Here is an 11,755-nt window from a genome sequence, read left to right on the forward strand (position 1 = left end):
ATGATCGAGTTTTTCCTCGCGCAGACTGAAGACACTGACCTGCTCGGGCAATGGCTGGCCGCGACCCGGCCGCCGCAGGCGGTGATGCAGCTGCAGGGCGACCTGGGTGCCGGTAAATCCACGCTGGCCCGCGCACTGCTGCGCGCGCTGGGCGTGCAGGGGGCGATCCGCAGCCCGACCTACACCCTGGTCGAGCGCTACCCGCTGGCCGACGGCCACGAGGCCTGGCACCTGGATCTGTACCGGATCGGCAACGCGCAGGAGCTGGATTTCCTCGGGCTGGACGAAGGCAGCGCCTCGCTGTGGCTGGTCGAATGGCCCGAGCGCGGTGCCGGTGCATTGCCGCCGACCGACCTCGAAGTGGCGCTGGATATCCAGGGCCAGGGGCGTCGTGCCCGGCTCACCGCCGCCAGTCCGGCCGGTCGTGAATGGCTCGCACGGCTGCCCCAAGGGGGCGACTTGCAGGCTCTTTCTGTCGGCTGACACTAGGAAACACCGGCAGGTTACGGATTATTAAGGGAAAAGGAGTTGCATTTCATTCAGCACGGTGATTGAATCCAGACCCATGCCAATGGGGAAATCACTCACCGCCCTCTGCACTGCCGTCGGACTCTGTCTGGCGAGCGCGCTGTCGTGGGCGGGGGAAGTCCGCCAGGTGGCCGTGGAGACTGGTGCGACCGGGACCCGTGCGGAGATTTCGCTGGCCGGCAGCGGGGGCTACAAGACCCTGTCGCTGGCCGGTCCGAACCGCCTGGTGGTGGATTTCCCGGATTCCAGCGCGATCCGCAACCTCAAACTGCCTGCGCCAAAGGGCGTGGTCACCGCTGTCCGTACCGGGCAGCCGGTGCCAGGTACGTTCCGCGTGGTGTTCGACCTGGCCGAATCGGTCGCGCCGTTCCGCCCGCAGATGATCAAGCAGGGCGATGCGTCGCGCTTGGTGATCGAGTGGCCGGGCGATGCGCCGGCCGCGGCCACCGTTGCCAGTGCGCCCGCGCCCACCCCGGCCGCAGCATCTTCGGCCACGCCAGCGGCTTCGACGCCGGCCGCCGCGCCGGCACCGACCCCTGCACCGACCGCCGCCCAGACGGCACAGGCACGCAGCGATGCAGCGCGCGCCACCGCCTTGCTGACCGCGTCGGTGCGCCAGCAGGCCAGCGCCACGGTCGCCACCTCGGCGCCGGGCCAGGCTGCCGCGACGGCCACCACTGTCAACGTCGCTGCCGCAGGGACCGCCAACGCGGCCAGCAACAGTGCGTCGCCGGCCGCGATCCTGGCCGGTCAGTCGACCCCGGCGGTCGTGGCCAGTGCGCCGGTTCCGACGCCCGCGCCGACCCCGGCGCTGCAGGACAACCCGCGTCCGGCCATGCCCAGCGACGCCTCGCGCGTGAAGATGCGCGCCGGCATGCGTCCACTGGTGATCGCGATCGATCCCGGCCATGGCGGCCAGGATCCCGGCGCGGTCGGCCCGACCGGCAAGCGCGAAAAAGACATCACTCTGGCGGTGGCACGCGAACTGGCCCGCCAGATCAACGCAACGCCCGGCCTGAAGGCCTACCTGACCCGCGACAGCGACGTGTTCATTCCGCTGCCGATGCGCGCGCAGAAGGCGCGTGCGGCCAAGGCCGACATGTTCATCTCGATCCATGCCGATGCCGCCGAGAACCGGGCAGCAACCGGCTCGTCGGTGTACGTGCTCTCCACCAAGGGCGCCTCCTCGCAACGTGCGCGCTGGCTGGCCGACAAGGAAAACGCCGCCGATCTGGTGGGTGGCGTGCGCCTGCAGCAGACCGAAGGCACGCTGGCCAACGTGCTGCTGGATCTGGCCCAGAGCGGTTACATGAAGGCTTCTGAGGACGCGGCCGGACATGTGCTGGGCGGCCTGAAGCGGATCGGCAAGAACCACAAGCCCAATATCGAACGTGCGAACTTCGCGGTGCTGCGCACCTCGGACATGCCGGCGATGCTGGTCGAAACCGCCTTCATCTCCAATCCGGATGAAGAGCGCCGCCTGATCGATCCGGCCTACCAGCGCCAGATCGCCGGCGCAGTGCTGGACGGTGTGCATACCTTCTTCAGCCGTCAGCCGCCGCCGGGCACCCTGTACGCCGCGCGCGCCCAAGCTGAAATCGATGGCGCCAGCACCGTGGCCGGCGGCAGCAAGTAACCCCTCCGGGCTGCACCGCCCGGCGCACGCTATCATCACGGGATGACGTCCGTTTCCCGAATTCCCTACGCTGCCACGCCTGCCACCTCCCTTGCCCGGAGGTGCGCATGAGCATCCGCCAACTCCCCGAGATCCTGATCAACCAGATCGCCGCCGGCGAAGTGGTCGAACGCCCTGCGTCCGTGGTCAAGGAACTGGTCGAAAATGCGCTGGACGCCGGTGCCACCCGCGTGGATATCGACCTGGAAGAGGGCGGTGTGCGGCTGATCCGCATCCGCGACGACGGCGGTGGCATCGCCCCGGAAGAGCTGCCGCTGGCGGTATCGCGGCATGCAACCAGCAAGATCGCCAGCCTGGACGATCTGGAATCGGTGGCGACGCTCGGCTTCCGCGGCGAAGCGCTGCCGTCGATCGCCTCGGTCAGCCGCTTCACCCTGAGCTCGCGCCGCGCCATCGACGAGCACGGTTCGGCCCTGCAGATCGAGGGCGGCCGGCTGGGCGAAGTCACCCCGCGCGCGCATGCGCCCGGCACCACGGTGGAAGTGCGCGAGCTGTTCTACAACGTGCCAGCGCGTCGCAAGTTCCTGCGCGCCGAGCGCACCGAGCTGGGCCATATCGAAGAGTGGCTGCGCTCGCTCGCGCTGGCGCGCCCGGATGTCGAGCTGCGCGTCTCGCACAACGGCAAACCCTCGCGCCGCTACAAGCCCGGGGATCTGTACTCGGATGCGCGCCTGGGCGAAACACTGGGCGAAGACTTCGCCAACCAGGCGCTGCGCGTGGACCACAGCGGGGCCGGCCTGCGCCTGCACGGCTGGATTGCGCAGCCGCACTATTCGCGGGCCAGCACCGATCAGCAGTACCTGTACGTCAACGGCCGTTCGGTACGCGATCGCAGTGTTGCCCATGCGGTGAAGATGGCCTACGGCGACGTGCTGTTCCACGGTCGTCAGCCCGCGTACGTGCTGTTCCTGGAACTCGACCCGACCCGCGTCGATGTCAACGTGCATCCGGCCAAGCACGAGGTTCGCTTCCGCGACTCGCGCCTGATCCACGATTTCGTCTACCGCACGCTCAAGGAAGCGCTGGCCGAAACCCGTGCCGGCATGACCGCGGCCGGCGCCCAGGTGCATGCCACCGAGAGTGTCGCTACCGCAGCGCCGGCCTACGGTCTGCCGTCCGCCGGCAGCACCGGCTATGCGCTCGCCGGCAACGGAGCAGGCGGCGGCATGGGCGGCGATTGGCGCCCGCAGCAATCACCGTTGGGGCTGCGGGTGGCCGATGCGCCGTCCGCCTATGCAGCGCTGTATGGCGCGCCGGGCGGCACCGCAGCGGCCAGCAGCCTGCCGCCGATGCCGACCGACAACGGCCTGCCGGTGACCGCAGCCGACAGTGGCGTACCGCCGCTGGGCTATGCGATCGCACAGCTGCATGGCATCTACATCCTGGCCGAAAACGCCGAAGGCCTGATCGTGGTGGACATGCACGCCGCGCACGAGCGCATCGGTTACGAGCGCCTGAAAACCGCGCACGATGGCATGGGCCTGCATGCGCAGCCGCTGCTGGTGCCGATCACCCTGGCGGTGGGCGAACGCGATGCCGACACCGCCGAGCGCGAGGCCGAGACCTTGACCTCGCTGGGCTTTGAGATCACCCGCGCCGGGCCGGGCTCACTGCATGTGCGCAGCATTCCGGCATTGCTGGCCAATGCCGAACCCGAGGCGCTGCTGCGCGACGTGCTGACCGACCTGCGCGAGCATGGCCAGAGCCGGCGCATCGCCAGTGCCCGCGACGAACTGCTGTCGACCATGGCCTGCCACGGCGCGGTGCGCGCCAACCGGCGCCTGACCGTGCCGGAAATGAACGGCCTGCTGCGCGACATGGAAATCACCGAACGCTCGGGTCAGTGCAATCACGGCCGACCGACCTGGGCCCGTTTTTCGCTGGCGGAAATCGACCGCTGGTTCCTGCGTGGACGCTGAGAGGAAGGTCATGGGGAAGCGCTGGGGAGTGTGGGCGACTGCGTTGCTGCTGGCAGTGAGCATCTCGGGGTGTGGCGAAAAGAACGAGGCCGCACCGGCGAAGGTGGCGATCGATCCGGCCTTCGAGGCCGAACAACAGCAGTGGCGCCAACAGCGCTACGAAGCGCTGCACGCCGCCGATGGCTGGACCAGCCTGGTCGGTCTGCACTGGCTGGAGTACAAGGCGCACTACATCGGGCATGGGCCGGGCAGCGGCATCCGCTTGGCGGTCGGCCCGGACAAGCTCGGCATGGTCGCGCGCGAGGGCAGCACCGTCTGGTTCACGCCGGAGCGTGGCGTGCCGGTGCGCGTGGAGGGCAAGCCGGTCACCGGCCGCATCCGCTTCTTCAGTGATCGCGATCCCACCCCGACGATCATCGCCTTCGATGACGACAAAGGCCGGCTCAGCCTGATCCATCGCGGTGAGCGCTTCGCGCTGCGGGTCAAGCACGCCGATGCCCCCTCACGGACGAACTTCACCGGCCTGACGTACTGGCCGGGTGGTCCGGCCTGGCGCATCACCGCGCGCTTCGTGCCACATCCGGCCGGCAAGACGCTGCCGATCGTGGACATCACCGGCCTGACCACGAACATGCCCAATGCCGGCACGCTGGAATTCGAGCGCGATGGCCGCACCTGGCGGCTGGAGGCGATCGGCGAGCTTGGGCGCGAGCTGTTCGTGATCTTTGGTGATCGCACCAGCGGCCACGGCAGCTATCCGGCCGGCCGCTATCTCGATCTGCCCGCGCCCGACGCGCAGGGCAGGGTGGTGATCGATTTCAATCACGCCTACAACCCCCCATGCGCGTTCACCCCGTTCGCGACGTGTCCGCTGACACCCCCTGAAAACCGCCTGGACCTGCGTGTGGACGCAGGCGAGCAGGCGTACCACGCCCCTGAAGGAGAGGCTTGATGATCTCGATGTTGTCGCGTGTCGTGTCCCCGTTGCTGATCGCTGCGAGCCTGTGGGTCGGTACGGGCAGCGCCGAAGCGCGCCCGGTGGCGCCGAGCGCGCCGACAGCGGCCAAGGCCACCCCGCCGGTGCCGCTGCTGTGGAAGGTCACCGGCCCGGGCGACAGTCGCCTGTACCTGCTGGGTTCGTTCCATCTCCTGCAGCCCACCGATTACCCGCTGTCGCCGGACATCGACCAGGCCTTTGCGGCCTCGCAGCGGGTGGTGTTCGAGCTGTCGCCGCAGGATATGGAATCGCCGCAGCTGGCGCAGAAAATGGTGCAGGCCGCGATGCGCACCGATGGCTCGGAGCTGAAACGCGACCTGGACGCCGCGACCTGGACCAAACTGCAGGCCTATGCGCAGGAGAACAAGCTGCCGCTGGCCCAGTTGCAGGGCATGAAGCCGTGGTTCGTCGGCCTGACCATCACCCTGAGCCAGTTCACCAAGATGGGCCTGGACCCGGCGCTTGGGCTGGATCGTCATTTCATGACACGCGCGGCCAGCGCCGGCAAGGCCACCGCCGGGCTGGAAGATATCGACACCCAGATCGCCGTGCTGTCGGGGATGTCGGCCAAGGAGCAGCAGCAGATGGTCGCCGAGGCGCTTGAGCAGGCCGGCAAGGGCGACGAGATGGGCCGCAAGCTGCATGACGCCTGGCGCCGCGGCGACGACAAGCTGCTGTGGACCTCGATGGCCACCGAAATGCGCGGCCAGTATCCGCAGCTGTACAAGCGCATCAACACCGACCGCAACGATGCCTGGGTGCCCAAGCTGCAGCAGCATCTGCAGGCGGGGCAGGGCGGCACGATGGTGGTGGTGGGCACGTTGCACCTGCTCGGCAACGACGGTGTGGTCGAAAAGCTGCGTGCCAAGGGCTACAAGGTGGAGCGCGTCTGCACCGGCTGCGCCAAGCCCAAGCGCTGATGCGCGCGCCAGGAGGGCGATAGGGTCGACCGGAGGGCGTCGACGACGTCGCCGGAGCCTGAAACGAGAAAAGGCGCGGCCCGAGGGCTGCGCCTTTTTCTTTACTGCGCCGAGCGTGGGCTCAGCGGCGGGTCTTGCCTGCGCCCGGTGCCGGCGTTTCCGGCTTCTTGCCGGTACCCGCACCCGTGCCCGTGCCGGTACCCGTCCCAGTGCCACCCGGACGGCCACCGAAGCCGCCGCCCATGTTGCGCTGGAAGTCCTGCCACATCTCCATGTTGCGCTCGGTCAGCTGGTTCATCATCGCCCAGGGGGTCTGGCCGAGGAGATTGCCCATCTGCTGGCGGAACTGCTGCTGCTGGTCCAGGAAGACCTGCATGCTGCGCTCCAGATAGTTGCCCATGAAGCCCTGCAGCGAGTCGCCATAGAAGCGGATCAGCTGGCTGAGCAGCTGGGTGGACAGCATCGGTTCGCCGTCCTGCTCCTGGTCGGCGATGATCTGCAGCAGCACCGAGCGGGTCAGGTCATCGCCGCTCTTGGCGTCACGCACCTCGAAGTCCTCACCGTCCAGGATCAGCTGGCGCACATCCTCTATGGTGATGTAGCTGGAGATTTCCGTGTCGTAGAGCCGGCGGTTCGGGTACTTCTTGATAATGCGGGTCGCAGCCATGAAGCAGTCACTCATCACAGTAGGCGCGCAGCATGGCGCAGTGCAGCAGCCTATGCAACCGCCATAGGTAGCAAGGGGCCGCATTTATGTTGCGCAACATGGAGTGCAGCATTTTTGGCGCTTACCACCCCATGTGGTGGCCGCCGTTGATGTCCAGGTTGGAGCCGGTGATCCAGGACGCTTCCTCGTTGACCAGGAAGGCCACTGCGTAGGCGATTTCCTCCGGCTTGCCGAGGCGGCCGGTGGGGATGTCGGCGATGATCTTGGCGCGCACTTCATCCGGCACGGCCATCACCATGTCGGTGGCCACATAGCCCGGCGAAATGGTGTTAACGGTGATGCCGAAGCCGGCATTCTCACGCGCCAGCGAAATGGTGAAGCCGTGCATGCCGGCTTTGGCGGCGGCGTAGTTGGCCTGGCCGTACTGGCCCTTAAGGCCGTTGATGGAGCTGATCTGGATGACCCGGCCCCAGCCGCGGCGGCGCATGCCCTCGATGACCGGACGGGTGACGTTGAACACCGAATTGAGGTTGGTGTTGATCACGTCGTGCCACTGGTCCGCGCGCATGCGGTGGAAGGTGGTATCGCGGGTGATGCCCGCGTTGTTGACCAGGATCTCGACCGGCCCCAGCGCCGCTTCAACGGCCTGCACCATGCTTTCGGCGGTGCCGGGGTCGGACACATCGCCCGGGAAAATCGCTACGTCGCAGCCGCGCGCCAGCATTTTCTCGCGCCAGGCCCTGGCTTTGGCTTCGTCACGGTAGTTGGTGGCGACCCGATGGCCCTGGTCGGCCAGGCGTTGGCAGATGGCAGTACCGATACCGCCGGTACCACCGGTGACCAGTGCGACGCGAGATGTCATGAGCAGCTACTCCGAAAGGCAGGGCCAACAAGGGGGAAAGCGATTCTGCAACATCAGGGGGCAAAAGGGGCAGCCTCGCCAGCGGCGTGCAGGGTGGAAATGTCGCCCGGTGGCAACCGGGCCGGATCGAAGCCGGCGGCGGCCTGCTGAAGCCACCGGCCCACGTCATCGGCCCCTGCACCGATCGATGGCTCCTGGCCCAGCTGCGCCCATGCCCGGCGCAGGGCCGGCAGCGGCCGGGCCGGATCCACTGGCAGCGCCGCCTCGGACTTGGAGAGCTTGCGCCCTTCCGGGCCGAGCAGCAGCGGCAGATGCAGGTAGCGCGGTGTCGGCAAACCCAGGGCCTGCTGCAGCAGGATCTGGCGCGGTGTGGAATCGAGCAGGTCCGCCCCACGCACCACATCGGTCACCTGCTGCGCGCCATCGTCGACCACGACCGCCAGCTGGTAGGCCCAATAGCCGTCGGCGCGGCGCAGCACGAAGTCGCCAACCTCGGCGTGCACGTCCTGCACGATGCGGCCCTGCAATCCGTCATCGAACCCCACGACGCTGCCGGTCGGCACCCGCAGCCGCACGGCAGGCTGCGCACGCGCGGCGCGGGCCACGCAGTGGTGATGGATGCCGCCCTGCGCGGCCAGCTCGCTGCGGCTGCAATGGCACGCAAACGCCTTACCCTCGCGCAGCAGCCGGTCCAGCGCCGCCTGATACAGCGCATCGCGCTGGCTCTGATGCACGACCGGCCCATCACTGTTCAGGCCGAAGGCGGCCAATGCGGCCAGTTGGCCGCTGACCGCGCCGGGCACCGTTCGAGGAGGATCGACGTCCTCCACCCGCACCAGCCACTGGCCGCCGGCGTGGCGGGCGAGCAGCCAACTGCCGAGCGCCGCCAGCAGCGAGCCGGGGTGCAGGGGGCCGGTAGGCGAGGGCGCAAATCGGCCGCAGTAGGGGAGCATGGACATGAACTATGAATCGTCGGTCAGTTTGCGACTTGAATTCAAGCTGAAGTCACCGCAGATTTGCATTCATCAACCTCCCATGAGCGTCCTTTTCCCATGTTCAGTCGCATTGCTCTCTTCCTGCTGACCAACTTTGCGGTGCTGATCCTGGCCGGCATCGTGATGTCGGTACTGGGCGTCAATCCCAACCAGATGAGCGGCCTGCTGGTCTTCGCGGCCATCTTCGGTTTCGGCGGCTCGTTCATCTCGCTGCTGCTGTCCAAGTTCATGGCCAAGCGCTCGACCGGCGCCGTCGTGATCACCGAGCCGCGCAACCCGACCGAACGCTGGCTGCTGGCCACCGTTGAACGCCAGGCCCGCGAAGCCGGCATCGGCATGCCCGAAGTGGCGGTGTACGAAGGCCCGGAAATCAACGCCTTCGCCACCGGCGCCAACCGCAACAAGGCCCTGGTCGCCGTCTCCACCGGCCTGCTGCACAACATGAGCGAAGACGAAGCCGAAGCCGTGCTCGGCCATGAAATCGCCCACGTCGCCAACGGTGACATGATCACCATGGCCCTGCTGCAGGGCGTGCTCAACACCTTCGTGATCGTCCTGGCCCGCATCGTCGGCGGCTTCATCGACAGCGCCCTGTCCGGCAACCGCGAAGGCGGCGGCCGCGGCTTTGCCTACTACATCATCGTGTTCGTCCTGGAAATGGTGTTCGGCCTGTTCGCCACCATGATCTCCATGTGGTTCTCCCGTCACCGCGAGTTCCGCGCCGACGCCGGTGGCGCCCACCTGGCCGGCCGCCAGAAGATGATCGCCGCCCTCGAGCGCCTCAAGGTCAACCACGGCCAGAGCACCCTGCCGACCCAGATCGCCGCCTTCGGCATCGCCGGCGGCGCCGCCAAGAAGCTGTTCATGAGCCATCCCCCGCTGGACGAGCGCATCGCCGCCCTGCGCGCCGCCAACAACACCGTGGTGTAACCCACACCGCAGTGCGCAGAACAGAACGCCCGGCTTCCGCCGGGCGTTTTTTGTTGGGCGAGCGCCCGCGATCAAAAAATGTCAGTGCCGTCCAATAGATGTCAGGAGCGTTGAGTTCTTCCATCCGCCACGCCAAGGTCTGTCGAGAGGTCGGCGGATAGCCCGGGCCAAGACCGTCAAGCGGCATGGATGCCGCTTGTCGAGCCCCCATGGACGGGTTTACGGCGTGTCTTGGCCCGGGCTATCCGCCGGCCTCAGCGCCTCAGCAATGGAAGCGCTGCCGCTGCCGTTGCCGCTGCCGTTGCCGTTACCGTTACCGTTGCCAGCATTCAACAGCAGCCGACCAGCGGTCGGCACTACCGAAGCACGACGAGCCAGGCTCGCTATGACGCGTCCAGCACGTCGCACGATGACAGCCCACAAACAACAACGGCGCCCGAAGGCGCCGTCATGGTGCAGATCAGACCCAGCCCGATCAGAACTTCGCGTCGAACTCCGCCGCGTAGCCCGTATTGACGAGCACCTTCTGCAGCGCATCGCTGATCTTCACATTGCCAGCCACGATCTGCTGCGTCTCCGGACCACGGCTGTCCATACGGGCCGGCGTAGCACCCTTGAAATCACAGACCCGGCCACCGGCCTCACGGACCAGCAGCACACCGGCGGCGATGTCCCAGGCCTTCACACCGGCCTCGAAGTACGCATCGGCACGGCCACAGGCCACATAGGCCAGATCCAGCGCCGCCGACCCCGTGCGGCGCACGTCTTCGGCCTGCACCAGCAGCGCATCCACCGCCTTCAGCTGCGCGCTCGTGCGCTGACGCTCACGCGGTGCAAAACCGGTATGGATCATCGCGCCGCCCAGATCCTTGCGCTCGGCAATACGGATACGGCGGTCATTGAACACGGCGCCCGCACCACGGCTGGCGGTGAACAACTCATTGCGGAGCGGATCGAAGATCACCGCGTCGATCGGCTCACCGTTCTCGACCAGGGCGATGGACACGCAGTAATGCGGGAAGCCGCGCAGGTAGTTGCTGGTGCCGTCCAGCGGATCGATGACCCACATGTAACGGTTCACCGACTGCACGCCACCTTCCTCACCCATGATCCCGTACTCGGGATAGGCGCGCTTGAGTTCCTTGACGATGACCTTTTCCGCATCTGCATCGACTTCACTGGCATAGTCCATGCGGCCCTTCTGCACGACGTTCAACGCCTCGAGCTTGTTGATGTTGCGCAACAGGACGTTGCCGGCGAGGCGGGCGGCCTTGACCATGACGGTGACGGCGGGTTTCTGCATGGCGAAAAGCTCCCGTAAAGGCAGAGTAGGGGTTTGGCGGGGGAAAAGAGCGGTCCCGGCGCAGAGGCCGGTCGCACAGTTTACCATTTGTCGCTGTCCTGCTCGCATTTGGCCTGTTCATGTCCGTTCAAACCGCTCCCGCCCGCATCCGCTTCGTCCTGGTCGGCACCCAGCACCCCGGAAACATGGGGGCGGCCGCTCGTGCCATGAAAACCATGGGGCTGGGCCGCCTGGTCCTGGTCGCCCCGGAAAAACCGCTGGATGAAGAGGCCTTCCGCCGCTCGGCCGGCGCCGAAGACGTCCTCGGCGACGCGCCGGTCGTGGCGACCCTGGCCGAGGCCGTGGCCGACTGCCGCTTCGTGCTGGGCTGTACCGCCCGCTCGCGCCGGGTCCAGCTGGAAGAACTGCTGCCGGCCGTGGCCGCCCAGCGCGTACTGGCCAAGGCTGCCGAGCCGGCCGAAGTGGCCTTCGTATTCGGACGTGAGCGCACCGGCCTGACCAATGAAGAGCTGCAGCTCTGCCACGCCGCCGTGCATATTCCGTCCAATCCGGACTTCAGTTCCTTGAACCTGGCCGCCGCCGTCCAGGTGCTGGCCTATGAAGTGCGCATGGCCATCCTCGGGGCGGGCGATGCCCCCGTCGCCGCCCCGGCCGACCCCGGCTTCGGTGAAGCGCCGGCCAGCCATGCCCAGGTGGAAGGCCTGTTCGGCCAGCTCGGCGACACCTTGGATGAGATCGATTTCCACAAGGGCCGCGCGCCCGAGTCGGCCATGCGCAAGCTGCGCCGCCTGTTCCTGCGCACCGAGCTGAGCGAGCAGGAAGTGCGGCTGCTGCGCGGCATTCTGTCCGATGCACAGCGCATGGCGAGATTGGCGACAAATAAGCCCCTGTAAGCCGACGCAGTTCTCACTTTTTCGGGTAGTCTGTCTTGATTCCTT

11 protein-coding genes are annotated in these 11,755 nt (G+C 67.1%); 7 read left to right on the forward strand and 4 right to left on the reverse strand.

Features of this window, described 5'->3' with window-relative positions:
• The 5 genes from tsaE (at position 1) to EDF74_RS14345 (ending at position 6,060) form a co-directional block, all read left to right on the forward strand.
• Positions 1-483, forward strand: coding sequence for a tRNA (adenosine(37)-N6)-threonylcarbamoyltransferase complex ATPase subunit type 1 TsaE (tsaE, locus tag EDF74_RS14325; RefSeq protein WP_123730698.1), 483 nt, complete (start codon positions 1-3; stop codon positions 481-483).
• An 88-nt stretch (positions 484-571) separates the two neighbouring features.
• On the forward strand, positions 572-2,164 hold the full coding sequence (locus tag EDF74_RS14330) for an N-acetylmuramoyl-L-alanine amidase (RefSeq protein ID WP_123730699.1): 1,593 nt from the start codon (positions 572-574) through the stop codon (positions 2,162-2,164).
• A 107-nt stretch (positions 2,165-2,271) separates the two neighbouring features.
• Positions 2,272-4,143 (forward strand): DNA mismatch repair endonuclease MutL, encoded by a 1,872-nt coding sequence (gene mutL / locus EDF74_RS14335; protein WP_123730700.1) that lies wholly within the window; start codon positions 2,272-2,274, stop codon positions 4,141-4,143.
• Between the two features lie 10 nt (positions 4,144-4,153).
• The gene (locus EDF74_RS14340; RefSeq protein ID WP_123730701.1) at positions 4,154-5,095 is read left to right on the forward strand and encodes a DUF1684 domain-containing protein; all 942 of its coding nucleotides are present in this window, start codon (positions 4,154-4,156) and stop codon (positions 5,093-5,095) included.
• Positions 5,095-6,060, forward strand: a complete 966-nt coding sequence (locus EDF74_RS14345; protein WP_184997247.1) for a TraB/GumN family protein — start codon at positions 5,095-5,097, stop codon at positions 6,058-6,060. The genes EDF74_RS14340 and EDF74_RS14345 overlap by 1 nt, the downstream gene beginning before the upstream one ends.
• A 121-nt stretch (positions 6,061-6,181) precedes the next feature.
• On the opposite strand, the gene phaR is transcribed toward EDF74_RS14345, so the two are convergent.
• From phaR to gluQRS, 3 genes are all read right to left on the reverse strand, one after another.
• Complete coding sequence (phaR, locus tag EDF74_RS14350; protein ID WP_123730895.1) at positions 6,182-6,727, reverse strand: polyhydroxyalkanoate synthesis repressor PhaR; 546 nt, start codon at positions 6,725-6,727, stop codon at positions 6,182-6,184.
• Positions 6,728-6,848: 121 nt separating this feature from the next.
• Positions 6,849-7,589: an acetoacetyl-CoA reductase gene (phbB, locus tag EDF74_RS14355; protein WP_123730702.1), complete on the reverse strand. Its 741-nt coding sequence runs from the start codon at positions 7,587-7,589 to the stop codon at positions 6,849-6,851.
• 53 nt (positions 7,590-7,642) lie between these two features.
• On the reverse strand, positions 7,643-8,548 hold the full coding sequence (gene gluQRS / locus EDF74_RS14360; RefSeq protein ID WP_123730703.1) for a tRNA glutamyl-Q(34) synthetase GluQRS: 906 nt from the start codon (positions 8,546-8,548) through the stop codon (positions 7,643-7,645).
• Between the two features lie 93 nt (positions 8,549-8,641).
• Between gluQRS and htpX the strand changes: the two genes are divergently transcribed.
• Positions 8,642-9,514, forward strand: a complete 873-nt coding sequence (gene htpX, locus EDF74_RS14365; protein WP_121038240.1) for a protease HtpX — start codon at positions 8,642-8,644, stop codon at positions 9,512-9,514.
• Between the two features lie 475 nt (positions 9,515-9,989).
• On the opposite strand, the gene EDF74_RS14370 is transcribed toward htpX, so the two are convergent.
• The gene (locus EDF74_RS14370) at positions 9,990-10,817 is read right to left on the reverse strand and encodes an inositol monophosphatase family protein (protein WP_019182815.1); all 828 of its coding nucleotides are present in this window, start codon (positions 10,815-10,817) and stop codon (positions 9,990-9,992) included.
• A gap of 119 nt (positions 10,818-10,936) precedes the next feature.
• On the opposite strand from EDF74_RS14370, the gene EDF74_RS14375 reads away from it, so the two are divergent.
• Positions 10,937-11,710 (forward strand): RNA methyltransferase, encoded by a 774-nt coding sequence (locus EDF74_RS14375; RefSeq protein WP_123730704.1) that lies wholly within the window; start codon positions 10,937-10,939, stop codon positions 11,708-11,710.
• Positions 11,711-11,755 lie beyond the last annotated feature (45 nt).

This window comes from Stenotrophomonas rhizophila (assembly GCF_003751305.1).
Lineage (GTDB): Bacteria > Pseudomonadota > Gammaproteobacteria > Xanthomonadales > Xanthomonadaceae > Stenotrophomonas > Stenotrophomonas rhizophila_B.